The sequence below is a fragment of the Streptomyces sp. NPDC091682 genome, from assembly GCF_044756625.1.
Lineage (GTDB): Bacteria > Actinomycetota > Actinomycetes > Streptomycetales > Streptomycetaceae > Streptomyces.
In genome coordinates, this window is the sequence record NZ_JBIVTH010000021.1 from 37,648 (window position 1) to 62,981 (window position 25,334).

At 70.8% G+C, this 25,334-nt stretch carries 28 protein-coding genes and 1 pseudogene; 17 read left to right on the plus strand and 12 right to left on the minus strand.

Features of this window, described 5'->3' with window-relative positions:
- The first annotated feature begins 248 nt into the window (after nt 1-248).
- From ACIQK6_RS34495 to ACIQK6_RS34515, 5 genes are all read left to right on the plus strand, one after another.
- Nucleotides 249-1,220, plus strand: a complete 972-nt coding sequence (locus ACIQK6_RS34495; RefSeq protein ID WP_329097518.1) for an acyl-ACP desaturase — start codon at nt 249-251, stop codon at nt 1,218-1,220.
- Between the two features lie 72 nt (nt 1,221-1,292).
- Nucleotides 1,293-1,595 carry a hypothetical protein gene (locus ACIQK6_RS34500; RefSeq protein WP_329097519.1) on the plus strand — a complete coding sequence of 101 codons (303 nt, stop codon included), beginning with the start codon at nt 1,293-1,295 and terminating at the stop codon, nt 1,593-1,595.
- Nucleotides 1,588-2,721, plus strand: coding sequence for a hypothetical protein (locus ACIQK6_RS34505; protein ID WP_402696521.1), 1,134 nt, complete (start codon nt 1,588-1,590; stop codon nt 2,719-2,721). The genes ACIQK6_RS34500 and ACIQK6_RS34505 overlap by 8 nt, the downstream gene beginning before the upstream one ends.
- Nucleotides 2,718-3,338, plus strand: coding sequence for a hypothetical protein (locus ACIQK6_RS34510; protein WP_402696523.1), 621 nt, complete (start codon nt 2,718-2,720; stop codon nt 3,336-3,338). The genes ACIQK6_RS34505 and ACIQK6_RS34510 overlap by 4 nt, the downstream gene beginning before the upstream one ends.
- Nucleotides 3,335-3,916, plus strand: coding sequence for a hypothetical protein (locus ACIQK6_RS34515; RefSeq protein ID WP_329097524.1), 582 nt, complete (start codon nt 3,335-3,337; stop codon nt 3,914-3,916). Before ACIQK6_RS34510 ends, ACIQK6_RS34515 begins: the two co-directional genes overlap by 4 nt.
- On the opposite strand, the gene ACIQK6_RS34520 is transcribed toward ACIQK6_RS34515, so the two are convergent.
- The gene (locus tag ACIQK6_RS34520; RefSeq protein WP_329097526.1) at nt 3,917-4,165 is read right to left on the minus strand and encodes a WhiB family transcriptional regulator; all 249 of its coding nucleotides are present in this window, start codon (nt 4,163-4,165) and stop codon (nt 3,917-3,919) included. It abuts the gene before it with no gap.
- A gap of 57 nt (nt 4,166-4,222) precedes the next feature.
- Complete coding sequence (locus ACIQK6_RS34525; protein WP_402696526.1) at nt 4,223-5,017, minus strand: VOC family protein; 795 nt, start codon at nt 5,015-5,017, stop codon at nt 4,223-4,225.
- Between the two features lie 124 nt (nt 5,018-5,141).
- On the opposite strand from ACIQK6_RS34525, the gene ACIQK6_RS34530 reads away from it, so the two are divergent.
- On the plus strand, nt 5,142-5,804 hold the full coding sequence (locus ACIQK6_RS34530) for a TetR/AcrR family transcriptional regulator (RefSeq protein ID WP_402696528.1): 663 nt from the start codon (nt 5,142-5,144) through the stop codon (nt 5,802-5,804).
- Between the two features lie 9 nt (nt 5,805-5,813).
- Here the strand turns inward: ACIQK6_RS34530 and ACIQK6_RS34535 are convergent, their stop codons facing one another.
- A complete protein-coding gene (locus tag ACIQK6_RS34535) occupies nt 5,814-6,722 on the minus strand; it encodes an alpha/beta fold hydrolase (protein ID WP_402696530.1) in 909 nt (302 codons plus the stop codon).
- Nucleotides 6,723-7,199: 477 nt separating this feature from the next.
- Here ACIQK6_RS34535 and ACIQK6_RS34540 point away from each other — a divergent pair, with 477 nt between their 5' ends.
- From ACIQK6_RS34540 to ACIQK6_RS34555, 4 genes are all read left to right on the plus strand, one after another.
- Nucleotides 7,200-7,415 (plus strand): hypothetical protein, encoded by a 216-nt coding sequence (locus ACIQK6_RS34540; protein ID WP_329097534.1) that lies wholly within the window; start codon nt 7,200-7,202, stop codon nt 7,413-7,415.
- On the plus strand, nt 7,408-8,484 hold the full coding sequence (locus ACIQK6_RS34545; RefSeq protein ID WP_402696532.1) for a two-component system response regulator: 1,077 nt from the start codon (nt 7,408-7,410) through the stop codon (nt 8,482-8,484). The genes ACIQK6_RS34540 and ACIQK6_RS34545 overlap by 8 nt, the downstream gene beginning before the upstream one ends.
- A 64-nt stretch (nt 8,485-8,548) precedes the next feature.
- The gene (locus ACIQK6_RS34550) at nt 8,549-8,980 is read left to right on the plus strand and encodes a MarR family transcriptional regulator (RefSeq protein ID WP_329097539.1); all 432 of its coding nucleotides are present in this window, start codon (nt 8,549-8,551) and stop codon (nt 8,978-8,980) included.
- Nucleotides 8,980-9,387 (plus strand): hypothetical protein, encoded by a 408-nt coding sequence (locus tag ACIQK6_RS34555; RefSeq protein WP_329097541.1) that lies wholly within the window; start codon nt 8,980-8,982, stop codon nt 9,385-9,387. The genes ACIQK6_RS34550 and ACIQK6_RS34555 overlap by 1 nt, the downstream gene beginning before the upstream one ends.
- Before the next feature lie 6 nt (nt 9,388-9,393).
- Here the strand turns inward: ACIQK6_RS34555 and ligD are convergent, their stop codons facing one another.
- Complete coding sequence (ligD, locus tag ACIQK6_RS34560; RefSeq protein WP_030016235.1) at nt 9,394-10,413, minus strand: non-homologous end-joining DNA ligase; 1,020 nt, start codon at nt 10,411-10,413, stop codon at nt 9,394-9,396.
- Nucleotides 10,414-10,488: 75 nt separating this feature from the next.
- On the opposite strand from ligD, the gene ACIQK6_RS34565 reads away from it, so the two are divergent.
- Nucleotides 10,489-11,586, plus strand: a complete 1,098-nt coding sequence (locus ACIQK6_RS34565; protein WP_329097543.1) for an ATP-dependent DNA ligase — start codon at nt 10,489-10,491, stop codon at nt 11,584-11,586.
- Nucleotides 11,587-11,670: 84 nt separating this feature from the next.
- On the opposite strand, the gene ACIQK6_RS34570 is transcribed toward ACIQK6_RS34565, so the two are convergent.
- Together ACIQK6_RS34570 and ACIQK6_RS34575 are read right to left on the minus strand one after the other, a co-directional pair.
- Nucleotides 11,671-13,071 (minus strand): FAD-dependent oxidoreductase, encoded by a 1,401-nt coding sequence (locus tag ACIQK6_RS34570; protein ID WP_329097545.1) that lies wholly within the window; start codon nt 13,069-13,071, stop codon nt 11,671-11,673.
- 132 nt (nt 13,072-13,203) lie between these two features.
- A complete protein-coding gene (locus tag ACIQK6_RS34575; protein WP_329097547.1) occupies nt 13,204-14,181 on the minus strand; it encodes an NAD(P)/FAD-dependent oxidoreductase in 978 nt (325 codons plus the stop codon).
- A 66-nt stretch (nt 14,182-14,247) separates the two neighbouring features.
- On the opposite strand from ACIQK6_RS34575, the gene ACIQK6_RS34580 reads away from it, so the two are divergent.
- Together ACIQK6_RS34580 and ACIQK6_RS34585 are read left to right on the plus strand one after the other, a co-directional pair.
- Nucleotides 14,248-14,865 carry a helix-turn-helix domain-containing protein gene (locus tag ACIQK6_RS34580; RefSeq protein WP_402696536.1) on the plus strand — a complete coding sequence of 206 codons (618 nt, stop codon included), beginning with the start codon at nt 14,248-14,250 and terminating at the stop codon, nt 14,863-14,865.
- The gene (locus ACIQK6_RS34585) at nt 14,862-15,365 is read left to right on the plus strand and encodes an NUDIX domain-containing protein (RefSeq protein ID WP_329097552.1); all 504 of its coding nucleotides are present in this window, start codon (nt 14,862-14,864) and stop codon (nt 15,363-15,365) included. Before ACIQK6_RS34580 ends, ACIQK6_RS34585 begins: the two co-directional genes overlap by 4 nt.
- Before the next feature lie 25 nt (nt 15,366-15,390).
- On the opposite strand, the gene ACIQK6_RS34590 is transcribed toward ACIQK6_RS34585, so the two are convergent.
- From ACIQK6_RS34590 to ACIQK6_RS34605, 4 genes are all read right to left on the minus strand, one after another.
- Complete coding sequence (locus tag ACIQK6_RS34590) at nt 15,391-16,053, minus strand: GPP34 family phosphoprotein (protein WP_329097553.1); 663 nt, start codon at nt 16,051-16,053, stop codon at nt 15,391-15,393.
- Nucleotides 16,054-16,150: 97 nt separating this feature from the next.
- Entirely contained in the window at nt 16,151-18,133 is a 1,983-nt protein-coding gene (locus tag ACIQK6_RS34595; protein WP_329107505.1) for an MDR family MFS transporter, read from the minus strand.
- Between the two features lie 213 nt (nt 18,134-18,346).
- Nucleotides 18,347-19,714 (minus strand): 6-phospho-beta-glucosidase, encoded by a 1,368-nt coding sequence (locus tag ACIQK6_RS34600; RefSeq protein WP_329097555.1) that lies wholly within the window; start codon nt 19,712-19,714, stop codon nt 18,347-18,349.
- Nucleotides 19,715-19,846: 132 nt separating this feature from the next.
- Entirely contained in the window at nt 19,847-20,719 is an 873-nt protein-coding gene (locus ACIQK6_RS34605; protein WP_329097557.1) for a helix-turn-helix domain-containing protein, read from the minus strand.
- A gap of 334 nt (nt 20,720-21,053) precedes the next feature.
- Here ACIQK6_RS34605 and ACIQK6_RS34610 point away from each other — a divergent pair, with 334 nt between their 5' ends.
- The 3 genes from ACIQK6_RS34610 to ACIQK6_RS34620 all read left to right on the plus strand — a co-directional run bounded on the left by ACIQK6_RS34610 (nt 21,054) and on the right by ACIQK6_RS34620 (nt 23,510).
- The gene (locus tag ACIQK6_RS34610; RefSeq protein ID WP_329097559.1) at nt 21,054-21,722 is read left to right on the plus strand and encodes a helix-turn-helix transcriptional regulator; all 669 of its coding nucleotides are present in this window, start codon (nt 21,054-21,056) and stop codon (nt 21,720-21,722) included.
- A gap of 64 nt (nt 21,723-21,786) precedes the next feature.
- Nucleotides 21,787-22,344, plus strand: a complete 558-nt coding sequence (locus ACIQK6_RS34615) for a toxin-antitoxin system, toxin component (protein ID WP_329097561.1) — start codon at nt 21,787-21,789, stop codon at nt 22,342-22,344.
- Nucleotides 22,341-23,510, plus strand: a complete 1,170-nt coding sequence (locus ACIQK6_RS34620) for an MAB_1171c family putative transporter (protein WP_329097563.1) — start codon at nt 22,341-22,343, stop codon at nt 23,508-23,510. The genes ACIQK6_RS34615 and ACIQK6_RS34620 overlap by 4 nt, the downstream gene beginning before the upstream one ends.
- Before the next feature lie 29 nt (nt 23,511-23,539).
- Here ACIQK6_RS34620 and ACIQK6_RS34625 read toward each other — a convergent pair whose 3' ends face one another.
- Together ACIQK6_RS34625 and ACIQK6_RS34630 are read right to left on the minus strand one after the other, a co-directional pair.
- Nucleotides 23,540-24,322: a hypothetical protein gene (locus ACIQK6_RS34625; RefSeq protein WP_402696540.1), complete on the minus strand. Its 783-nt coding sequence runs from the start codon at nt 24,320-24,322 to the stop codon at nt 23,540-23,542.
- Between the two features lie 99 nt (nt 24,323-24,421).
- Complete coding sequence (locus ACIQK6_RS34630) at nt 24,422-25,042, minus strand: hypothetical protein (protein ID WP_329097567.1); 621 nt, start codon at nt 25,040-25,042, stop codon at nt 24,422-24,424.
- 152 nt (nt 25,043-25,194) lie between these two features.
- Here ACIQK6_RS34630 and ACIQK6_RS34635 point away from each other — a divergent pair.
- Nucleotides 25,195-25,329: pseudogene (locus ACIQK6_RS34635) on the plus strand (serine/threonine protein kinase); the annotation flags it as partial.
- Nucleotides 25,330-25,334 lie beyond the last annotated feature (5 nt).

Consider the following 25,334-nt stretch of genomic DNA (forward strand, 5'->3'; position numbering starts at 1 on the left):
GGCCGGATCGTCGCGCCCCGGGTAAAGCGGAAGCGATTTCTTTCGTCAAAATCGGGGGCGGTAAACCACCCACTGGCGTGATTTTGGCCCCTCGCATCCCCCTCAGGCCGGCCATAAACTGCATAGATAACTGGATGTAACCGGACATACACCTGCCGGGGGGTTGGCTGGCCTTGATGTCACACTTAACCTACGACTCCGTAAGCTACGGAACCGTAGGTAATTCGCTTTTGCACCCAGGAGTACCCGTGACGATCGCCTCTCCCCACCTCGGCAGCTCGGCGGCGTGGACGGACGCCAAGCTGCTGTTCGCGCTGGAAGAGGTGGTCGAGAAGGAGCTCAACCGCCACCTGAAGGTCACCAAGGACTGGATGCCCCACGAGTACGTCCCGTGGAGCGAGGGTCGGAACTTCCCGGGCTTCTTCGAGGACGGCGAGGCCTGGGACCCGCAGCAGTCCAAGGTCACCGACATCGGCAAGATCGCGCTGGTCGTGAACCTGCTGACCGAGGACAACCTCCCCAGCTACCACCACGAGATCGCGACGCTCTTCGGCCGCAACGGCGCCTGGGGCACGTGGGTGCACCGCTGGACCGCCGAGGAGGGCCGCCACGGCATCGTGATGCGCGACTACCTGCTGGCCTCGCGCGCCGTGGACCCGGACAAGCTGGAAGCCTTCCGCATGCAGCACATGTCGGAGGGGTTCGAGTCCGACAACCGCCACTCGATGCTGCACTCGGTGGCGTACGTGGCCTTCCAGGAGCTCGCGACCCGCATCTCGCACCGCAACACCGGCCACCAGTCCGGTGACCCGGTCTGCGACCGGATGCTGGCCCGCATCGCGCAGGACGAGAACCTGCACATGATCTTCTACCGCAACCTGCTGGGCGCGGCCTTCGAGATCGCCCCGGACCTAACCATGCAGGCCGTGCGGGACGTCGTCGTCAACTTCCGGATGCCCGGACACGGCATGCCCGGCTTCGAGCGGATGGCCGCGCAGATGGCCATCGGCGGGGTCTACAACCTGCGGATCCACCACGACGACGTGCTGAGCCCCGTGATCCGCTTCCTCAAGATCATGGACATCGACGGCCTCGGCCCCGAGGGCCAGAAGGCCCAGGAGGAGCTCGGGCTGTTCATGAACGGCCTGGACTCCGAGGCCCGCAAGTTCGACGAGAAGCTGGCTGCCCGCGCGGCCCGCATCGCCGCCCGCAAGGGCTGACCGATTTCCGCTCGCTCGGGCGAGTGATGCCGATTGCCCTGGCAGAGCCCCGCTCTGCCAGGGTTTCGCGTCATGACCTCGCTCCAGGTGGACATCGACCAGCTGACCCGTCTGACACGCACACTGGACTCCTCGCTGGTCTCCCTGCGGGAGGCCCGGCGCGCGCTGAACCACGTACGACCCGACCAACTGGGCACGGCGGACCTCGACGCGGCGTGTGACGGCTTCCAGGAACACTGGGCCTACGGCACGCAGGAGCTGACCCAACGCGTCAAGGACGTACGGGAGGGCGTGGACCGCAGCGCCGCGGAGTACGCGGAGCTCGATCAGGCCGTCCGTGCGGCGTTCCTCCGGGCGGCGGCCGCGCGTGACTGAGTACGCGGCACTGGGCTTCGACCCGGCCCCCGGAAATCCCGCGACGGTCCTGGCCCTGGCCAAGAAGCTCAGCGGCTCGGCCACCTCCCTCGGGGAGGCCTCCCGGGTGGTGAAGGACCTGGTCTCCCACAGTTCGACCTGGCAGGGCGAGGCCGCCACCGCCTTCCGCGCTTCCCTCTCGCAGGACCTCCCCCGCTACCTCGGCGCGGCCCACACCTCCCTCGCGGAGGCGGCCCGCCAGCTCACGGGGTGGCACGACGTCCTGGTCTCCCACCGCGCACTGGCCACGCGGTACGAGGCCCAGGCCGCGGCGGCGAAGACGGAGGAGGCCCTCACCGATGCCCGCCGCCTGGCCCGAGAACTCGCCGCCGAACACGGCACGGCCGCCCGCCGGGTCGCTCAGACCCTGAACGCGGCGACGGACCGACTGGCCCCCAAGGAACCGGGCCTGCTGGCCTCGATCTGGCACAAGATCGTCGACGATCCGGCGGACGCGATGTCGAACGCGTCGGCGATGCTCGGTTTCGTCGGCGCTTTGGTGGCACTGGCCTGCCCGCCTGCGGGGCTCGCGATCATGCTCGTCGGAAGCGGCCTGTCCTTGGCGGCTCTGGCGATGCACACCTCGGACCCGAAGTTCCGCAAGTCCCTGTCCGACGGCTTCACCAAGGGCCAGTTCGACGCGGACTTCTGGAAGAGCAGCGTGACACTCCTCGGAGACACGGTCGGCGCGGTACCCGGTGTCGCGGCGGTCGCCTCCGGCGCCAAGGCGGGCACGGCTGCTGCCCGGGCGGCGATGGCAGCCGCTCCCGAAGGAAGCGCCGTGGCAGGACTCGCCCCTGGGGCCACCGCGTTCAGGCAAACGGCATGGACCACTTCTGAGGACCTGCAGCGGTTGGAGAGCCCGCTCACCGGATGGGCCATGCGGTCGTCGACTCCGGACGCCAGGGAACGCGTAGGCGTGGCGGTGGCCGTTACAGGTGCGGTGACCGCCGCAGGGGACTACGGCCCGGAGAACGAGGTGGTCGAACAGAGCTCGACGGCTGTGGACGGCACCCGAGGAGTCTTGGAAGATGCCCCATCGGCCATCAGGAAAACGGGCCATGTCTGGTCGGTGCTGCGGCCGTGACTCAGCAGAGAAGCGTCCCGCCGGTCTGGTTCCGTCTGCCCCCGGGCTTCCACGACATCGGCACTGGCGACGCAGCGTCCTTGGAGGCGTTCGCGGAAGCCCTGGGCAGCGCTACTGCCCGACAAGAGCTATCCCGGCTCATGGACGGTCTTCAGGAACTGGCGGGGCACGACGTGGTACACACTGCGCTCGGCTTCCATCCCGAGGATCCGGCCGGGGTCGCCACCTCACTGTTCTCCCTGACGATCCGGCGGATCGAACAGCCCAACCCCCGGCTCGCCGTGGCACGTGCTGCTCTGGCCATCGCCCGCTCACCCCTGTGGACCAGCGCCGTCCGTAGGTTCATCGACCTGCCGTCGGCTCTTCCGTGCTCGCTGGTCGCCGGGATCATTTCCGTAGCGGATGTCGAGCGTCACCTGTTTCAGGCCAGGGTCGCAATGGTGCATCCGGATGGACTCCACTTGCTCGTCCTCGATCTGACCAGCGCCTGCACCGAGCATGCCGCCGCCTATACGGACATCCTCGAAGCGGTTGCGCACACCCTCCAGTTCACCGACCCCGACCCGAGTGCGCCGAAGGCCTCCGGAACCTCACGCATCTTGGAGGTACTCCTGTGAGCATCACGCTCACGAAGACGGCCTGGGACCACCCTCCGACAGTGGTCGGCTACAAACGCTTGGCTGTCCGACGCTTCAATTGGGTGCTCAGCCTCAGTGGTCCTCCGCTAACCGCCGTCGTCTGCATCGGGCGCGTCCCGCACGCGGCATGGGCCTTCTGCACCATGCTCATTCTGGTCACGCCCTATTTGCCCTGGGTGGTCGTCGCCTACTTCCGTCGGCGTCGGGTCCTTGCTGTGCTCCAGGCCTACCCCTGGCGCGAGTTTCCGTGTCGACACCAACGCAGGCTGAACGGAAGTCCAGCAACCGTTGCCATCCCCTTCCGGGAGGACTTCACGGCCATGCTCCGGATCATCCCGTTCCCCGTCCCGCTCGCAACGCTGGAGGACGGCCACCCGGACCGGATCTGGTTCGCCGGGGACCCCCGTTTCGGTGGCGTCGTATCTCCCGTCGGGGGGCACTACCCCGTGCGCGTGGTGCCCCACACTCCGCGCCGGGAAGAGTGCGGTGGTGAGGGATTCGACCTCGCGCGGCGCGTGGGGCTGGTCCGGGGGAGCGGGAAAGGGACGCGCACCTGATTAGCCGCGGCGAGAACGCAGGGCCAGGCGCTCGGCTTCCGAGAGGCCGCCCCAGACTCCGAAGCGCTCGTCATTGGCCAGCGCGTACTCCAAGCACGCCGCCCGTCCCTCGCACGCGCCGCACAGCCGCTTCGCGTCGCGGAGCGAGGAGCCGGGCTCCGGGAAGAAGAAGCCGGGGCCCGTCTGGGCGCACAGGGCAAGGTCGTACCAAGCGGTGTCAGTGGTTGTGGCAGTGGTGTTAATCGACATGCCGGAGATACTGACCGCTGCCGATGGACGTCCGATCAACGGCTGATCAACACCTCGTCATGAGCCGGCTGCGGGCGTGCTGGCTATGACGGCGAACCGCGCCCCGAAGGGATCCGCGAGCTTGGCGAACCGGCCGACTCCTTCCATGGACACCGGGGTGAGGCGTACCTTCCCGCCCGCCTCCTCCGCCTTCGCCGCCGCGGCGTCGCAGTCGGCCACCTCGAAATACGGCGTCCAGTAGGGCCGTTCGACTTCCTCCACCGGGTCCGTGGAGATCGGGACCAGGCCACCGAAGGCCGCCTCGTCCTTCGTGCTGGCCGGCTTGGCCATCGTGTACGCACCGCCCTCGTAGGGCACCTCGCTGGTCTGCCAGCCGAAGACCGCGCGGTAGAACTCGGCGGCCCCTGCCACGTCGCCCGTGTACAGCTCCGTCCAGCACAGGGTGCCCACGTCCGTGACCGCGCCCAGGACGGCGTTCGTCCGGGGCTGCCACACGCCGAAGCCCACGCCCGCCGGGTCGGCGCATATCGCCATCCGGCCGAAGTCCAGCACGCTCATCGGCTCGAAGGTCACCTTGCCGCCCGCCTTCGTCACGGCCGCGGCCGTCGCATCGGCGTCGGCGCTCTGGAAGTACACCTGCCAGGCGCAGGGGCCCTGCTCCGCCGAAACGCTCATACCGCCGGCGACGGTCTTGCCGCCGAGGTGGAACATCCCGTACCCACCGACCTCTTCGCTGCCCGCCTGGAAGTCCCACCCGAACAGTGCCCCGTAGAAGTCGGCGGCGCCGCCGATGTCGGGCGCGCCGAGGTCCACCCAGTTCGGAGAGCCGTCCTTGTAGTCCGTGGTGAGCATGGTCCGTACTCCTCTCGACCTCGTCTGCGCGCCCTGTCCTTCCTCTTCGAGCATCGCACCCGCCACTGACAGCGGCGCCCTTCCTCCACCGAGTGCACGACCGTGCGTTCGGTAAGATGGTGCTATGGCTGACGGACGCGTGGAACGCGGCAACCAGACGCGGCGGGCCGTTCTCGACCGGACGATGAGCATCGCCTCCGTGGACGGTCTGGAAGGCCTGTCCCTCGGGAAGATCGCCGGGGATCTCGGCCTGAGCAAGAGCGGGGTGTTCGCGCTCTTCGGCTCCAAGGAGGACCTCCAGCTCGCCACCGTCCGCGCCGCCGTGGACGTGTTCAAGGACGAGGTGGTGCGGCCCGTGCACCGGGACCCCGACGGTCTCGCCAAGGTGTGGCGGCTCTGTGAGCGCTGGCTCGACTACTCCGGACGTCGGGTCTTCCCCGGCGGATGCTTCTTCTACTCCGTCTCCGCGGAGTACGACGCACGCCCCGGACCCGTACGGGACGAAATCGCCAAGGCGCGGTCCGACTGGACGCGTTACATCGAGCGGCTGCTGGACGAGGCCCGGCTGACGGGTGGATTCCGGGACGCGTCCGATGCGGACGAGGTTGCGCAGGTCGCCTTCGAGCTGACGGCCCTGATGGAACTGGCCAACGCGCATTCCGTGCTGCACGGTGACCCGCTGGCGTACGAGCGGGCTGGTCGGGGGATCCTCCGCCGGCTGCGCGCGGTGGCGGCCGCTCCGGACGAACTCCCGGAACGACCGGCCGCCTTCAGCTCGCCTCCCTGACCCTGCTCCTCACGCGCGTCGCACAGTCGTGGGCCGGGGCTCGTGCTCGTGCCCCGGCTCGGTGGCGGGCTCGGTGGCGGGCTCGGTCAGCGCGAATTCGACCGCCGCCGCAATGATGTCGGGATCGGCCAGGATGCGGCGGTGGCCCAGTCCCGTGGTCTCGATCAGGCGGGCCTGCGGGCCGTAGGCGGCGGCGATGGCGCGGGACTGGGCGGGATCGATCACGTCGTCCTGCGTGTCGTGGGCGAGGAGGATCGGCGCCCGTAGGCCGGGAAGGCGACGGCGCGCGTCGAGGCGCTGCCAGACGTCGGGGTCGCCGGGGAAGAGGCGGCGCTCGACATGGGTGCGCAGGGCGCGCCCGACTCCTTCGCCGAGGTTCAGCCCGGCCCGGAACCGCTCCACGAGGTAGTCGAAGTGGGCCACTCCCCCGATGCCGACCACACGGTCGACCCGTATGCCGTCGTACAGCATGGAGAAGACGGCGAGCACCCCGAAGGAGTGGGCCACGACGGCCGAGAAGTCGCCGTGCTCCGCGTGCAATCGGCCGATGATGGCGCGGTAGTCGAGGATGGTGGAGGCTCGGCCGTCCGACTCGCCGTGCCCCGGTGCGTCGAAGGCGATCACGGTACGCCCCTGGGCGCGCAGGGCCTCGATGAAGCCGGCGAACCGCGAGGCGCGCGAGGACCAGCCGTGCACGATCAGCACGGGCCGGTCCCCGTCCCCCCAGCGGTAGGTGGTCACGGCCGTGCCGTGCACGATCATCCGCCCGCTCACCGCCCGTGCCATCACCTCCGCCTCCTCGGGCCGCAGTCGCGCGCGCCCGAGGGGCCGGACAAAGAGCACGAAGGCCCGGGACCCGGCCAGTCCCGGGGCGAGCCGGGCGGTGATGTTGAGGGTGGTGCTCAGGAGTGAAGCCATGGGACGCATGTGCAGGTTCTCCGGAATTCTCCTCAGGGCAGCCAGATGCCGGTGGCGAGCCAATGCGGAGATATTAGCACGATCGTTCGTGTTGTTTCCTGGTGAGCGCATGGCGACCACCGCTGGGCCCGTTGTCCGTTCTCATCGGAACCAGGCGCGTCTCATCAGCTCTGCAAGGGTCGATCAGGCGTCGTCACTGCCGACCAGGAGGGACGGCCTCTCCGGCGCATCGTTGCCGGATGGCGCAGCGTTGCAGAGCAACAGCGGCAACGATCAATGCGGGTAGGCCCTTGACCAGTGGCGATGGGCCGTCAGCAGGCGATCGCGACGGCGCAACGGGAGTTGCTGTCGCTCCTGTTTCCTCATCACGTACTGCAACGTTCGCCGGGTCGTCCATGCTGGTTCTCCCTCCCGCAATCCGCCGGATGGACACCAACTCCCGTTACATGGAACGGGTTGCACGAATGGAGAATCACGATGGACCGTCCTCTGCCGTCACTGAGGTCGACCCTGGTGCTTCTGCTCGCTCTGCTAGCCGGCACGGTGCCAGGTGGGCTGACAGCCGTCACGGGGGCGGGCGCCGCGCGCATCCTCCTCGCGGGCATCGCCGTGGTGGGCCCGGCCGTACCCTTCTTCGGCCACCCCATTGATACCGACGGCCGCGGGACGGCCAAGGAACAGCACCATGGGTGAGTTGCGGCCCTTGGGCGACGACCTCAACGATGCCTCCCGTGCACTGGCAGAGGCGCTACGGGAATTGTTCGAAGGCCTAGGGGTGTCCGTCCGCCGGTACGCAGCGCGGCGCCAGCGTGACCCCGGGACGTTCTCGCGCTATCTGAACGGGACCCGGTTACCTCCGTGGCAGGTGATCAGCGACCTCTTCGCCGATGTGGCCGAGCACCGTGGAAGCGCGGTGACCACGGAGGCCATCGAGTTCGTGCGGGGCTTGTACGGGTCAGCCGTGGACGCTTCTTCCTCCCCCAAGCACGCGGTGGAGATCTTGGAACAGCAGCTCGCCGATGCCGACCGGGTTTCCCGGCGGTCCAGCGTCCGTGGGGACGTCCTGGGCGATGCGCTCTTGGACCGGACGGAACGCATCGCGGACCTGGAGACACGGCTCAACCAGCTGGAGGCGGACCGGATCGCCGAGCAGAGGCGGGCGGACGAGCTCGCCGCCGCCTACCCCGACATCTCCGGACTCCTCTATGAACGCAACACGCTCCAGATCGAAATCGAGCGGCTCGGAGCGGACCTCAGGCAGGCACAGGCCCAGCGTGCCGCGGCCGAGGACCGCTGCCACCTCCTCGAACGCCAGCTGGAGGCCGTCGAAACGGTCACGGTGGCCGGACCGGCCGCCACACCGCAGGCCATGCCGAAAATCCTCATCGTCGATGACCAGCCGAACAACCTGCTCGCCATGACGGCGGTCCTGGCCACGCTCGACCAGGAACTCGTCACGGTCTCCTCGGGCCGGGAAGCACTCAAGGCGCTCCTCGACCACGACGATTTCGCGGTCATCATCATGGACGTGCAGATGCCCGAGATGGACGGCTACGAGACCTGCGCCCATGTGAAGCGCCGGCCGAGGACCCGGGACATCCCCATCATCTTCCTGACCGCCATGGGCCTGGACTCCGAACACTCTGCCCGCGGGTACGCGGCGGGCGCCGTCGACTACATCAGCAAGCCCTTCGACCCGTGGGCCCTGCGCGCCAAGGTCGCCGTCTTCACCTCCATCTACCTGGAGCGACACACCCCGTAGAGGACCGCGGGACACCAGAGCTCCCGCTTGCAGCAGATAAGACGAAATCGTATAGTTCGAAAACGTGAAGTCCGAAACCGTGCCATCTGACTGGTCGGCCCTGCTGGCGCTCCAGCGGGCCACCCATGCCACCCTCCAGGTGCTCGCCGGCGAGCTGGTCGACCTGGATCTGACCGCCTCCGAAATCAACGCGCTGGCCAATCTCGCCGACGGCCACGGGCGCACCGTGTCCGAGCTGGGAGCGGCCGTGGGGACCCGACCCAGCACGCTGACCAGCGTGCTGGACCGCCTGGAGCGGCGTGGTCACATCACCCGGGGCGCCCGTCCCGGAGACCGCCGGGCGGTGCTCGTCGTACTCACCGACTCCGGGCAGGTGGCTGCCGCGAGGATCCGGCGGACCATCACCGATCTGGAGCGGCGCGCGCTCGACGGCCTGTCGCCCGAGGCGGTCGCCGGGCTACGCGCAGCACTACGAGCCATGACCGAGGTGACCTGATGACCGAACCCACCTTTGACGCATTGATGACCGAAGTGATGGCGAGCGCCGAGCGGTTCGGTCACCGGGAGCACGTCCACCTGACCTGGCTGGCCGCGCGCCGCTGCGGCATACCCGCGGCGATCGTGCTGGTCAGTGACGGCATCCGGCGGACCGCCCGCTACGCGGGTGCGCCGCAGAAGTACCACGCGACCGTCAGCCGTGCCTGGGTGGAGCTGGTCGGGTACTACGCGGCCGAGGACGGCGACGACGACTACGCCGCCTTCGCCGACCGCCACCCCGCACTGCTCGACAAGCGTCTGCTGACGCACTACTACCGTCCGGCCACGCTGGCCGCCCCGCAGGCGAAAAACGGCTGGGTGGAGCCCGACCTCGCCCCCTTCCCCGGGCGGGACGCCGCCGCGTAGCGGCACTCAGTCCTCGTGCTTCGCCCGGCTGGGCTGGACGCGCTTGGGCTCGCCCGGCATCTTCGGGTAGTCCGGGGGGTAGGGCATGTCCCCCAGGCCGTGCTCGTGTTCGTCGCGGGCCGCGAGTTCCAGTACGGCGTCCAGCGCGAAGGCGTGCTCGTCCATGTCGGCGTGCAGATCGCCCAGTTCGGCGAAGCGGGCCGGCATCGTCACGATGTCGAAGTCGCGGGGCTCGGCGTCGTCCACCTCGTCCCAGCGCAGCGGCGCCGATACCGGTGCGTGCGGGCGGGGGCGGACGGAGTAGGCGGAGGCGATCGTGCGGTCGCGTGCGGTCTGGTTGTAGTCGACGAAGATCCGCTCGCCGCGCTCCTCCTTCCACCAGGCCGTCGTGACCTTGCCCGGCATGCGGCGTTCCAGTTCTCGGCCGAGGGCGATGGCGCACCGCCGGACCTCGGTGAAGGTCCAGCGCGGCTCGATCGGCACGAAGACGTGCAGCCCACGGCCGCCCGAGGTCTTGGGCCAGCCGCGCAGCCCCAGCTCCTCCAACAGGGCTCGCAGTTCATGGGCGGCCGCCACCGCATGGTGATAGTCGGTGCCCGGCTGTGGGTCCAGGTCGATCCGGAGCTCGTCGGGACGGTCGGTGTCCTCGCGCCGCACCGGCCAGGGATGGAAGGTGAGGCACCCCAGGTTGGCCGCCCACAGGACGGCGGCCGGTTCGGTCGGGCAGATCTCGTCGGCCGTGCGGCCGCTCGGGAAGGCGATGTGTGCGGTGGGGATCCAGTCGGGGAGGTTCTTGGGTGCCCGCTTCTGGAAGAAGGACTCGCCCTCCACCCCGTCCGGAAAGCGTTCCAGGGTCGTGGGCCGGTCGCGCAGAGCGCGCGTGATGCCGGGCGCGACCGCCAGGTAGTACTCGGCCACGTGCCGCTTGGTGAGGCCGCGCTCCGGGAAGTACACCTTGTCCGGGCTGGACAGCCGTACCGTCCGCCCGCCCGCGTCCAGCTCGATCGCATTACCGGCAGCACCCATGTGCGCCACGGTAGGCGGGCCCGGTCATGCCCGCATACCGGGCAGGTCCGGACGTACCACCGCAGAATCGAAGGCATGGATCTGCCAGTGATGCCGCCCGTGAAACCGATGCTCGCCAAGTCCGTCGCAAAGATCCCGCCGGGAATGCAGTACGAGGCCAAGTGGGACGGCTTCCGGGCCATCGTGCATCGCGACGGCGACGAGATCGAGCTCGGCAGTCGCACGGGCAAGTCCCTCACCAGGTACTTCCCCGAGCTGGTGAAGGCCCTGAAGAGCAATCTGCCGAACCGTTGCGTCATGGACGGCGAGATCGTCATCGTTCATGGCGGGCGCCTCGATTTCGACCGGCTGACCGAGCGGATCCATCCCGCGCAGTCCCGCGTCGCCATGCTGGCCGAGACGACGCCCGCCAGCTTCGTCGCCTTCGACCTGCTCGCACTGGGCGACGACGCGCTGCTCGACACCCCTCTCGCCGACCGCCGTGCCGCCCTCGTCCGCTCCCTCTCCACCGCTCGGCCCCCCGTGCATCTCGCGCCCGCGACCACCGACCCCGCGCTCGCGCAGGAGTGGTTCGAGCGATTCGAGGGCGCCGGGCTCGACGGAGTGATCGCCAAGCCCCTCGATCTCCCCTACCGGCCCGATGCCCGCCTCATGTTCAAGGTCAAACACGAACGTACCGCCGACGTCGTCGTCGCGGGTTTCCGTTTCCACAAGAGCGGTCCGATTGTCGGATCACTGCTGCTCGGCTTGTACGACGTCCACGGCACCCTCCAGCACGTGGGCGTGTGCGCCGCCTTCCCCATGAAGCGCCGCGCCGAGCTGGTCGAGGAACTCGAACCGCTACGGATGCCCGACCCGACCGGCCACCCGTGGGCCGCCTGGGCCGAGGAGTCCGCCCACGAGAGTGCCCGGCTGCCCGGCGCGCAGAGCCGCTGGACCGGCAAGAAGGACCTGTCCTGGATTCCGCTGCGACCCGAGCGGGTCGTCGAGGTGAAGTACGACCACATGGAGGGCGACCGCTTCCGGCACACCGCCCAGTTCCACCGCTGGCGGCCCGACCGGACGCCCGAGGGTTGCACCTACGCCCAGTTGGAGGAGGTCGTCGGCTACGACCTCACCGAGGTGCTCGGTCCCACCGCCGGCGCCACCGGCGCCGACGACTCCCCCGACTGAGCGACCGACCACCACCGGGCCACCACGCCCGAGCCGCCGCCCCCGCGCCGCCACGGCTGGGCCGCCACGTCGCCGCCCCTCGGCTCAGCCCGCCGTCAGCTTCTCCCACTCCTCCCGGTCCGGCCCCGACGCGTTCGGCGCGTAGTGCGGCCGAGCCGCCAGCCAGCTCGCCACCCTGGCGCGGACCTCCGGATCCGCGTACGCCCGCCCCGGCAGTTCCGCCAGGTGCCGGACCCGCGCCCGCGCCCGCATCACCTCCGGGTCCTCCAGCGCGCAGTCGAACAGCGCGGACACCTCGCGCGCCGTCCCGCCGCGCACCGCCCTGGTCGCGAAGCGCTCCCCGATGGCCGCGTCCGCGACGACCTGGAAGTCGAACCACGGTTTCAGGGTGTGCTCCGCCCAGGCGTGGTGATCGGTGGCGTACCGCGCCGATCCCGGATCCCGGTGCGCCGTACGGGCCACCCTGCGCGCCGCCCACAGTGCGAGCGAGGTCCCCTGCCCGAGGGTCGGGTTGGTGTGCGTGATCGAATCCCCGACCGGCACCAGCCCGGTCACCACCGGGCCCTCTTCGTCGACCAGCGCGCTCCACCGGTTGTCCAGGCTCGCCGTGGCCAGCACGCCCGACAGCGGCTCGGCGCCCAGTCCCAGCCAGGCCGCACCGGGCGGGAAGGTGCGCGCCACCGCCTCGAAGACGGCCGGGTCGCGCAGCGCCGAGCGCGTGGGGTCGGCGGTGTGCACGAACAGCGTCACGGCGAAGGTCCGGTTGTCGGCCGGGAAGGCGGCGCATCCGGCGAAGGGCCCACCGGTCACCGCCCACGGCCGACGCGGCCCCTCGTCCCTGCCCGCGGGCAGCCGGTACCAGCGGCAGAAGTATGCGAGCCCGGTGCGGTGCCGCTCCACGACGGGCGGTCGGCAGCCCGCTTCGGCCAGCCGGCGTTCGGTGCCGCCGCGCCGGCCACCGGCGTCCACGACGAGGTCCCCCGGGTAGCTCCCGATCTCGGTGGTCACTCCCGTCACCTGGATCCCGATGCCCTCGGACGACCCCGGGGCCGTGATCAGTTTGGTGACCGGCTCCCCGTACCGGACGACGACCCCCGGCTCCGCGCGCAGCGCCGTGGCCAGGGCGCTCTCCAGCACGATGCGCCGGGCCTGGAGCATCACCAGGTCCTCGTCGCCCGGTCGCGCGGGCGGACGTACGTCGAACCAGTCCAGCTCGTGCCGTTCGCGGGCGCCGAGCCGGAGCATCTCCTCGTGGACGTCGGGCAGATCAGCGCGCAGCACGTTGCGGGCGGCCCCGAGCAGCACGTGCGGCTGGGCCGCCTGCGGTACCGTCGGCCGGCGCCAGCCGAAGAAGTCGCGGTCGAGCGCCGTGCCCGGAGCCCTCGTATCGCGTTCGAAGACCTCCGCCGTGTGTCCGCGCCGTGCCGCGAGCAGCGCGGTGGCGGCCCCCGCGACGCCTCCGCCGATGACCAGTACATGTGCCATGGAGCGTCCCCCCGAGCCGTTGGACCGTATGACGATCACACTGCTCAGAGCCTGCGCGAACGGGAGTCGACCGAAACCCGCACGGATGTCCGAAAAGCACTCCGGCGCACACGCGCCGACTCACGCTCCGAGTCACATTCCGGCGCCCGCGCGGTGGGCCCGAACGGCCCGCCGGGTCTCCTCCTCGATCAGGTCGGCGTTGAGGGCCATCGCCGCCCGCACCCCCTGGGCGGCTGCACCCGGGACCTTCTCCAGCGGGGAGGTCACGTTGCCCGCGACCCAGACCCCGTGCAGGGCGGTGGCTCCGGTGGCCGGATCCGACTCGACGCAGGTACCGATCGCCCGGCCGTCCCGCTCCACGACCGTGGTCGGCAGACCGAGGCCGGTCAGGACGCCCGAGCGGGCGGTGAACCGCGGGGCGACCACCAGGGCCCGGCACTCCACCACGGCGCCGTCCGCCAGGGTCACGCCGGTCAGCGCCCCGTCTTCGACCGCGAGGCCGGTCACCTCGCCCTCGACCACCCGGACGTCGAGGGCGGCGAGCAGTTCCCGGTCCTCGGCGGTGAGCTGCCAGGTGTGCGCGAGCAGGGTGGTCCGCCCGCTCCAATGCCGCCAGAGCTCGGCCTGGTGCACGGCGAGGGGCCCGTCCGCCAGCACCGCGATCGGCTGCTCCCGTACCTCCCAGCCGTGGCAGTACGGACAGTGCAGCACGTCCCGCCCCCAACGCGCGCCGAGGCCCGGCACGGCGGGAAGCTCGTCCACCAGACCGGTGGCGACCAGCAGCCGGCGCGCCCGGACGGACCTGCCGTCCCCGCAGCGGACCACGAAGGTCCCGTCGGGCAGCCGGTCCGCGGCGACGGCGGTGCCCGGCCGGATCTCCCCGCCGTAACCGGTCACCTCCGCGCGCCCCTTGGCCAGCAGTGAGGCGGGGCTCTCCCCGTCCTGCCCCAGGTACCCGTGCATGTGCGCGGCCGGGGCGTTGCGCGGGCTGCCGGAGTCGATGACCAGTACCGTACGGCGGGCCCGGACCAGGGTGAGTGCCCCGGCCAGCCCGGCGGCCCCACCGCCCACGACGACCACGTTGAAGGAGCTGTCGCTTGCGTTGTCCATACCTGTGAGGGTCTGCCCGCGACGGCCCGCTTGACAAATGTTGTTGCCGAAGCGGCAAATGGATCCATGGCCGCCGAGGAGCAGGACGAGGAACTCGCCGGCGTGCTCACCGCCGTGGGCCCGCGGCTGCGCGCCCTGCGCCGGGCGCGCGGCACCACGCTGGCCCAGCTCAGCGAGACCACGGGCATCTCCCTCTCGACCCTCTCCCGGCTGGAGTCCGGGCAGCGCAGGCCGACGCTGGAGCTGCTGCTTCCGCTGGCCAGGGCGCACCGGGTGGCGCTCGACGAGCTGGTCGGCGCCCCTGAGACCGGGGACCCCCGGGTCCGCCCGCGTCCCTTCGTCCGGCACGGCAGCACCTATGTGCCGCTGACCCGGAAATTCAGCGGGGTCCACGCCTTCAAGCAGATCCTGCCGCCCCTCGAAGCTCCGCCCGCCGAGCCCGAGCTACAGGTCCACGAGGGCTACGAGTGGCTGTACGTGCTCTCCGGACGCATCCGGCTGCTGCTCGGCGGGCACGACCTCGTCCTCGGTCCCGGCGAGGCCGCCGAGTTCGACACGCGCACCCCGCACGCCTTCTTCAACGCGGGTCCGCAGCCCGCGGAGTTCCTCAGCCTCTTCGGCCCCCAGGGCGAGCGGATCCACGTCCGGGCCCGGCCCACCCCTCCGTCGGAAGGACGTCCATGAACACCCCCCACGAACGCCCCGAGCGGGCCGCGCCGCAACCCCATGCCGTCGTCGGCGTCGGACTGGTCGTCCTGGCGGCGGACGGCCGGGTGTTGCTCGGCCAGGCGCACGACGGCCGGTGGGAACTGCCCGGCGGAAAGGTCGACCCCGGGGAGGGCTTCGAGCAGGCCGCCGCCCGGGAACTCGCCGAGGAGACGGACCTGCGGGCGGCCCCCGAGGCGATCCGGATCCTGTCCGTGCAGATCGACGCGCAGTCCGGCCTGGTCAGGTTGACGGCTGCCGCCGTCACCACCTCGGCGAAGGGCGTCCCGGCCGTCACCGAGCCGCACAAGATCGCCCGCTGGCAGTGGTTCGCCCCCGCCGAGATCCCCTCGGCCCTGTACGCCCCGTCGGCGGCCGTGCTGCGCGCCTGGCGGCCGGACCTCACCGCGCTGCCGGACGTCGCCTCGTACGCCTACCCGACCTCGAACCCGGCGGCGCGGGCCGGGCAGGATCTTTGAGAACCCGACCTTTTGAGAACACGACCTACGTGGTGGCCGTCAGGACCGTCACCGTGGTCACCGTCACCATCGCGGCCTGCATGTCCTGGATGGCCGCCCGGACGCTCTCGTCCGCCCACCGGCCGGCGGCCATCTCCGCCGTCCTCTCGGTCACCTCGTCGGGCTGCCGGCCGGGGAAGGCGAGCCGGTGCAGCTTGGCCGAGTGGATCAGGGCGATGAGTCCCGCCGTCCGCTCGTCCGGCGCGGCGCCGCCGAAGACGACCTCGTGGAGCCGCTCGCGCAGGGCGCGCTCGACCGTGCCGTCCGCCTCCGGATAGCGGCGCTGCGGGAACACCCCGAACACCTTGTGCACCTGCGCCACGACCAGCCCGCGCTCGCTCAACCTCTCCAGGGCGGCACCGACCGCCCTGGGCTGGTCCTTCGTCAGCCAGTCCGTCACCCGGCACTTGCCGCGGCCCCGCAGCCAGGCCTGCATCAACCGGATCCGACCGTCGAGCAGTTCTTCCCCCGTGGACTCGGTGTTCCCGAGCTCCAGGTACTTGCCCGACACCGACACCCGCTCCGCCAGGACGAGTTCGAGCAGCAGCGCGCCCGCCACGGCCCAACCCGCCGCCTGCCGCTGCCGCGCCGCCCCGGATTCGTCGTCCAGGGACAGCAGCATGATCTCCTCGGCCAGTGTGATCCTCACGAGCGCCCCCCGTCGTCCGCCTGACGGTCCGTCCGTCCTACCGCCTCGTGGGGGATGACGAGCGTCCGACGCGCGAGGTTGCCTTCCGGTCCGGGCCCTACCGCCGCAGCACCACCTTTGGCGCGAAGTTGCCCTCCTCCAGGTCCTCCGCGAGCAACCGCTTGGCGATGGCGTCCGCCGCCACCCGCAGTTCGGCGCTCCGCGGCCGCCCCCGGTCCTTCTCCAACTGGTCCTTGAGCCAGTCGCCCCAGGCCTTCGAGATCACGTCGGCCTCCCGCTGCCCGGCCGCGGTGAGGGTGAGGAAGCCGTCCTGGCGGCTGACGAAGCCCTCGTCCGCCATCCGCTCGTAGACCGGGATCAGCACCTCCGGCGGCAGGGACCGGCGGCCGGCGATCAGGGCGAGGGGGGCGTGGCCGACGGTCCGGGTCAACAGGTCCACCTGCATGACCGCCCAGGCTCCCGCGATGTCCAGCCGGGTGTCGGAGCCCTGGACGATCCCCCGCGCCGTGTCCGCGCCCATGTTCCGGACGAGTTTGCCGACGGCCAGCTCCAGCAGCTTGGCCGAGTCCCCCGAGGCCGTGGCCGGGGAGCCGAACCCGTCGCCCATGTCCGTGGAGCCGGCCCGGGCACTGTCGCGCAGCCGTACCTGCTTGAGGAAGAGCGCCACGACGAAACCGAACACGGCGACCGGAACGGTGTACAGGAACACGGTCTGCAGGGCCTGCGCGTACGCGTCGATCACCGGGGCGGCGACCGTCGGATCGAGCCGGTGCACCCCTTCCGGGGTGGACGCGGCCTTGGCCAGCTCCGCCGGATCCTGTCCGGCGAGCCGCGCCGCCTCCACGTACGCCGCCTCCAGTTCGGGCCCCAGGTGGTTCGCGTAGATCGTTCCGAAGACCGCCGTCCCGAAGGCGCTGCCGAGCGTACGGAAGAAGGTGACGCCCGAGGTGGCCGTGCCCAGGTCGGCGTAGTCGACGGTGTTCTGCACGGCGATGGTCAGCACCTGCATGGACAGGCCGATGCCCGTGCCGAGCACGAACATGTACAACGATTCCAGCAGGGTGCTGGTACCCGGCTCCATGCGCGACAGCAGGTACAGGCCGATGCCCATGACCGCGTTCCCGACGATCGGGAAGATCCGGTACTGGCCGGTCTTGCTCACGACGTTGCCGCTGAACACGGAGGCGATCAGCAGGCCGATGACCATGGGCAGGGTCCGGACGCCCGAGATCGTGGCCGAGTCCCCGTCCACGTACTGGAGGTAGGTCGGCAGGAAGGTCATCGCACCGAGCATCGCGAATCCGACGACGAAGCTCAGGATCGAGCACACGGCGAAGACCGGATTGTGGAAGAGCCGCATCGGCAGCATCGGTTCCACGGCCCGGGTCTCGACCAGACAGAACAGCGCCAGCGCGACCGCGCCGCCCGCGAACAGGCCGATGATGACGGGCGAGGTCCAGCCGTACTCGTTCCCGCCCCAGCTGGTGGCCAGGATCAGCGCGCTGGCGCCGACGGCGACCAGCGCGATGCCCAGGTAGTCGATCACCGGCTTGCCCGAGGCCCGTACCGTCGGGATCGTCTTGGCCGCCGCGACGACGACGAGGATCGCGATCGGGACGTTGACGTAGAAGCACCACCGCCAGGTCAGCTGGTCGGTGAAGAACCCGCCGAGCAGCGGTCCGATCACGGTGGCGACCCCGAAAACGGCTCCGATCATGCCCTGGTACTTGCCGCGTTCGCGCAGGGGCACCACGTCGGCGATCAGCGCCATCGCGGTGACCATCAGGCCGCCGGCCCCGACGCCCTGGACGCCGCGCCACACGATGAGGAAGGTCATGTTGCTGGACAGGCCGCACAGGAAGGAGCCGCTGATGAAGACGATGGCGGAGATCTGGAAGATCAGTTTCCGGCCGAAGAGGTCGCCGAACTTGCCGACCAGGACCGTCGCGACGGTTTCGGCGAGCAGGTAGGAGGTCACCACCCACGACATGTGGTCGCCGCCGCCCAGGTCGCCCACGATCGTGGGCAGCGCGGTGCCGACGATCGTCTGGTCGAGCGCCGCCAGCAGCACGCCGAGCATGATCGTGCCGAAGATGACGTTGCGCCGCCGCCGGTCGATCTCGGGGGGCGCGGGGGCCGTGGCGGGGGCAGTGGTCACCTTCGCACTGTCACAGCGCGCCCGCCGCCGCGCATGTGGCGCTGGGCCGTACGGAGGAACCGCCCGCCGGGACCGACGCAGGTGGACCCGGACTCGGCGCAGAGGGAGCAGGCCTCGGCGCAGGTGGCCCCGGCCTCAGCGCAGGTAGGCCAGGCCCGGGTGCTCCGCCGCGTACCCGTCGAGCAGCCGCCGGGCCACCCCCACCGAGTCGACCAGAGGATGGAGCGCGAAGGCCTTGACCGCGTCCGCCCGCGAACCGCTCGCGGCCGCCGCCAGGACCTCCCGCTCGACCGCCTTGACCGCCGTCACCAGCCCCACCGCGTGCAGGGGCAGCTGGGCGACGCCCACCGGGTGGGCGCCGTTCGCGTCGACGAGGCAGGGCACCTCGATGACGGCCTCGGCGTCGAGGACGGAGAGCGTCGACCGGTTCCGGACGTTCAGGATTAGTGTGGCCCGCTCGTCCCGGGCGATGGCCCGCATCAGCGCGAGCGCGACCTTCTCGTAGCCCCCGGATTCGAGGTCGCTCTCCTCGCGCTCCGGGGCACCCGCCGCCTCGCGGTTCTCGGCCATGTACGTGGCCTCGCGCTCGGCCCGGGTACGGTCCCAGGCGGCCAGCGCCGCCCCGGCCGGTGCCCCGACCCGGGCGGCCTCGGCGTAGAAGCCGCGCTGCTGGTCGATCAGGAAGGCCCCGCGCGTCTGCTTGGCCTCCTGGTACGCCCGTACCGTGTCACGGTTGAAGTAGTAGTAGTGCAGGTATTCGTTGGGGACCGCACCGAGCGAGCGCAGCCATTCGGCCCCGAAGAGCCGGCCCTCCTCGAAGGACTCCAGGGCTTCGGCGTCGGCCAGCAGCCGGGGCAGCTCGTCGCGGCCGCCGATGCGCAGCCCGCGCACCCAGCCCAGGTGGTTGAGACCGACGTAGTCGATCCAGGCGTCCTGCGGGCGGGCGCCCAGCAGCCTGGCGATGCGCCGGCCGAGGCCCACGGGGGAATCGCAGATGCCGATCACCCGTTCGCCGAGTTCCTCGGCCATGGCCTCGGTGACCAGCCCGGCCGGGTTGGTGAAGTTGATGACCCACGCCTCGGGGGCGGTACGGGCGATCCTGCGGGCGATCGCGCGCGCCACCGGCACCGTCCGCAGGCCGTACGCGATCCCGCCCGCACCCACCGTCTCCTGGCCCAGGACTCCCTCGGCCAGGGCGATCCGCTCGTCCGCAGCACGCCCTTCCAGGCCACCGACGCGGATGGCGGAGAAGACGAAGTCAGCGCCGCGCAGGGCTTCGTCCAGGTCTCCGGTGACCGTGACGGCCGGGGCGTCGACCGCCGGATCGGCCGCCGCAGCGGCCGAGGCCTGGTCGCGGAGCACGCGGGCCATGGCGGTGAGCCGCGCCGGGGCCTCGTCGTACAGCGTCACCTGGGACACCCTGCCCTCGGCGCGGTCGCCGAGCAGCGCGCCGTAGACGAGCGGTACCCGGAAGCCGCCCCCGCCGAGGATGGTCAGCCGCACGCCCCTACCGCCTTTCGCCAGTACAGATCCCGTTGCCGGCGCCGCCGTGCCGGCCAACCGGCCGGCCGATGCCACGATCGGTGACACGGAAGCCACGGCACACGTACGTCGGCACCAGTCTGCCCCGGTCGGTCACTCCACCGGCGACGGCACGGCGCGCAGCCTGGCGCCCTGCTGCTGCGCGAAGCCGGCGCCGCTGCGGACGGGGCCCCTCGGTGCACCCGTGGGCGTCGAGAGGATCAGGGTGATCCGGGTCAGTCCCATCTCGCCCAGCATCCGACTGGTCTCGGCCACCATCCGGCACCGCACCAGCCCCCACCGCGGGTCGGGGTGGCGCACGGTGCGCACCGCCCCGTCGAGCTCGGCGGCGTCGGCACCGTGCGTGCTCAGCCAGTGCGGCACCCCGTACCGGTAGGCCGCCTCCATGAACGGGTCACGGGCCACTTCCTGGCGGATGCTGCGCAGCCCCTCGTCCTCGGGGGCCCCGGCCAGCGCGGTCGCGAACTGGGCCAACAGTGGTACGCACCAAGCGGGTTCGTGGTCCTCCAGCACGGCAGCGGCGTCCGGGTGGAACAGCACGAAGCGCAGGAAGTTGTCGTCCGGCAGGGCCGTCGGGTGCGGCCTCACCGACTGGAAGAGCTGGTCGAAGGCCGAGTTGGTCAGGGCGACGTCCCAGCGGTGGTCCACCAGGAAGCTCGGGTACGGCACGGACTCCATGAGGGCCGCGTAATCGCACAGGTAGTCACGCTGCGCCGGGTCCTCGGGCAGCCGGTTCTCCTCGGCGGCCCGCCACGTGGGCGGCGGGTCGCGGTCGACCATGACGCGGAACAGCCAGAAGCACTGCCGCTCGCTCATCTCCAAAGCCTCCGCCAGGGCGAGGAGTTTGCGATCCGTCCACTCCTTGACCAGGCCTCTTTCCCAGTTCCCGTACGCGCGCACGCTGATGCGCAGTCGGGCGGCGAGGTCTTCCTGGCTCAGGCCCAGCTCCTCGCGGCGCTGGCGCAAAATCTCCTTGCGTCGCTCCGACCGCACTGCACCGCGGGCGGGTTCCTCGCCCGCCAGGCGCTCTTCAACGGCTCGGGCGAGTCCATCGGACGGGCCCACCGCTGCGAGATGTGGCACTGAGAGCTCCCCCTCCTCCGGTCTGGATCTTCATTTCCGTGTGGCGATCCTGCTACCGACTTCATTCGAGTGTCAACTATTGTGGCAATTCAAGCCTCTTGACAGCTCATTCCCGCCACAGCTGTGGCACGTTCTAGCCCTTCTGGGCAAGAGCGGATAGATTCCAGAAGCCGACCATGTGCCCATACCGACTTCGCGCGATCTAGGAGAACCACTGGTGACAGACGGCTTCCCGGCTCCCGTCGCGGTGGCCGACGCACCCATGGCGGCCACCATCACGCGCGTCGCCGAACTCGCGGGCAAAATGGGCCGCGACCTGAACCAGGTCTTCGACCTGCGGCGGCTATCCGAGGCATCCGGCGTACCCACGGACGTGGTCAGGACCCTGCTCGACGGCAGGCCGGCCGGCGAACCCGATCTGCAGACCCGGTTCCTCCAGCGTCTCGACCTGCTCCGGCGGACCCGCGTCAAACCGAACGGCCGCCGCTACACGCAGCAGGAGATCGCGGACGGCGCCGGCATGTCCCGGCAGCAGGCCGGCGCACTGATCAACGGGGACCGGCGCCCCACCATGGAGCATTGCGACGCGATCCAGCGGTTCTTCGGAGTGCACGCCGGATTCCTCACGGCCCACGACGCCGACGCCCTCACCGACGCGCTCCAGCGGACCGAGCAACAACTGCTCCAGGACTTCGCGGGGCGGGCACGGGAAACCGTACCGGCGTCGGCCGCATCGGCGGGCGATCCACTGGCAAGACTCCTCCAGAACCACGGTGTACGGGGCATCGCCTGGCGCGCAGCCCAACTGCCCAGCGACAAGCACCGGGACAAGGTGACCGAATGGCTGGACATGCTCCTCGAAAGCGTCAAACCGAACGAATCCTGACCCAGTCGAAAGTCTGGGTCTGATCCTTGAGTCCTGATCCGGATCCGCGCCGACGGGGAGAACGGTGAGCATAGGCAGAGAGCAGCGGCGGTTGTGCGGGGAGCTGGTGGCCGGTATCCGGCTGACGGCCCCCGTGGAACCCGTGGACCTCTACGCTGCCCTCTGCGAGGGCATGAGCAGACACCGCGGCCGCCGGGTGGACTTCCGGATGGCCTCGTTCCCGCCGCGGACGGCCAGCGGCCTGTGGCTCGACATGGCGGACCGCGATCTCGTGGTCATCGAGGAACGCACCGCGCCGGACCACCAGTTGGTGATCCTGGGCCATGAGCTGTGGCACATGAAGGCCGGCCACTGCAGCCACCACGTCGACGGCGCCGCCGTCGCCGCGCGGATGCTGGCCGACGAAGCCGACATCGGCGAGACCGTACGCCGCGTCGCCGCACGCACGCGCGCCGACGTCCAGGAGGAGACCGAGGCCGAAACCTTCGGCTTACTGCTGGGTAGTCGGTGTCGGAACTGGCTCGCCGGATCGGCGAGCCACCGCGCTCCGGTCCAGCGCGATCAATTGGCGGGCCGGATCGAGGCTTCGCTGGGCTACCGGGGGCACAGGAAAGAGCGTTGAACGGCAAGGACTACTACATACCGGCGGCCGCGATGGCGGTCTCACTCGCCTTCAAGCTGCCGGCCCTGCGACACAACTGGCGCGACCCCCTCCTACGATCGGTCGTGGCCCTGCTGACCCTGGCCGGAGCGGTGTTCACCTTCGCGGCCCCGCCCACCATCGCGGCGGTCAACCGATGGACCGGGATCGTCAACGTCTCGGCCCCCCTGGTCTACTGCCTGATCACCGCCTTCAGCGCCTCCTGCCTGGTCCTCATGGTCAACTGGCGGGGCGGCCCGCCCGAACAGACCCGACGCGTCTCGCGCCGCTGGACCCTGGGCTACGGCGCGGTGGTCGTCGCCCTGATCGCCCTCTTCGCCCTCGGTGGCACCCCGGTGGAGCGGCTGCGCGACTTCGACACCTACTACGCGAACACGCCCTACATCGGCCACATGATCGCGCTCTACCTGCTGGCGCACTGCGTGGCCGCGGTGGTGATGGTGGTCCTGTGCTGGCGCTGGTCGCTCCAGGTCCGCGGCTGGCTGCGGGTCGGCCTGGTGATCATCGTTGCCGGCTACGTCTTCAACCTCTCCTACGACGCCACGAAGATGACCGCGGTCATCGCCCGCTGGTCCGGTCACGACCTGGACGACCTCAGCACCTACGCCGCCCCGCCGCTCGCCTCGCTCGGGGCGCTGATCAGCGCGATGGGCTTCGTGGTGCCGCTCGTCTGCCAGCGGCTGTCGGACCAATGGCAGACCTGGGCGACGTACCGCCGGCTCGGACCGCTCTGGCACGAGGTGCAGATCTCCGCGCCCAGCGGCACCCCCTCCGTACAGATGGCCTGGTGGTCCGCGGCGGAACTACGGGTGATCCAGCGCGAGTCGGACATCCACGACGGCTTCCTGCACCTCGGGCCGTACTTCGACAAGGGCCTCGGCGACGGCGCCTACGAGAACGCCGTCGCCACGGGTGCCGACGAGGAGACGGCCCGCGCCGTCGCCGAGGCCGCCATGGTCGCGGCCGCCGTACGGGCCCGCTCCGCCGACCCCGACGGGAAGGTCATCGGAGAGGACGAGGAGACCTCCCTCGACACCGCCGACGGTCCGCGCGACCTGCTGCGGATCTCCCACGCACTGCGGCACTCGCCGGTGGTGCAGGCGGTCCGGCGCGAGGCGACCGTGTAGCGGCGGACGGGGCGTCCGCCGGCCGGCCCTCAGCGGCTGGCGACGGCCACCGACGCCGCGGCCGGGAACAGGTCCTGGAACGGTGCGGCCGAGTCGATCCCCTCCCGCCCGTACGGCGCGTCGAAGCTCCACACCATGAAGAGCAGGAACACGATCAACGCGCTGAACAACCCGGCGAGCAACAACTCCCGTCCGGAGCGCCGGATCTGCAGGGTGAAGATCAGCCCGACCGTCACCAGTCCGCCGACCACCAGCCCGAACCACACCACGCCCGGCAGCGTGGACTCGGAGCTCTGCGTACGCGAGTGCCGCGCGTCGTCGGCGGCCGCGATGTGGTCCAGCAACGGCTGATAGGCCTGCGCCTGAAGCTCGTTGGCCGGGCTCTGGTGCGTGACGTCGGTACGCAGCTTGCCGAGCAGGGCGGCGCCCTCGGGCGAGGCGTTGTCGCCGGAGGTCAGCAACGGCCAGTCCACGGCGACGGTGTGGGAGACGTACGCGTCCACCTCGCCCCGGATCCGGTCGCGGACGGCCGCCGGGTAGACGTCGGCGCGCTGGGTGACCTCGTACAGGGCCTGGGCCTCACGGCGCACGCTGTCCTCGGCGGCGCCGCGCGCCTCCCAGACTCCCGCGATGGCCAGGCCCAGCACGATCGCGTAGACCACGCCCACCATCATCGTCATGTACTCGATGACGTCGGGGGTTTCGCTGGTGTCCTCGTCGGCGGCGGCCCGGCGGTGCCGGATCGCGGTGATGGCGAGGACGACGGCGCAGACGAGCGCCATGGCGATGGCCAGGACCAGCCATTCGGACACGTGGATTCTCCCGGTGTGGGTCGTCGATGGTTCGACGGATCGGTTCTTCGGCGGTACGGCGGTTCGGTGGATCGGTGGACGGAGTGCAGGGGGCGGCGGTCAGCCGCGGCTCTTGGAGCGGGGGCGCAGGGCGGCGGCGGCCAGTACGGCCGGGGTGGTGACGACGACCATGAGCGTCATGGTGGACATCCCGCCCGGGCCGCGCCGCTCCAGGGCCACCGAGCGGTACGGACGCACGTGGAAGGCGCTCACCCGTGCGACGGCGGCCCTGGCCGCGGGCGGGGCGGGTGCGTCGGCCGACGCCGGTTCGTTCCGGCCCTCGGGACCCGCCGCGGGCACCGGCGGCTCCGACCCCCCGGCCCGTGCCTCCGGGGAACGCTCCACCGCTGCCCCGGGCGGACGCGGCCGCGCGGGCTCGGCCGGCCGCACGGGCCGCTCCGCAGGGCCGGCTGACTGCGCGGGCCGCCCCACGTGGTGCACGGTCGGCCGGTCGGCGCCGGGCACGGTCACCCGGACCGAGGGCCGCCCGGACGGCGGCCGGAAGACCGGTCTCTCCGGCTGCCCGGCCGGCACGCACCGGTCGACGCGGGCTCCGTAGCCGGGGCCGTGGCCGTGGCCGTAACCGTCGCCGTATCCGTCGGCCGCGACCGCCACGTGGCCGTGCAGCGGGCCCAGTGCCGCCACCAGGCCCGCCCCGGCGAAGTACTGCCAAGCCGTCACCGCGCGCCTCCCGAAATCCGCAGCAGATGTAAGGGCCACCACTGAAGAAACGATCAAGGGGCGGCTTCGACACGCCGCGGACGGGTGCAGATCCCCGATGCGGCCCGATGTCGCCATGGGACCGAGGGGGCGAACGCCCGGCTGGTCGCCCGGCGGTCGCGCAGCTCAAGCACCTCCACATCAGCGAGGTGCACGACATCGTCGAGGACGGCGAACTCCCGTACATCGTCATGGAGCTGGTCGAGGGCGGTTCCCTCGCCGACCGGCTCTCCCGGACCGGACCGGTGGGTGA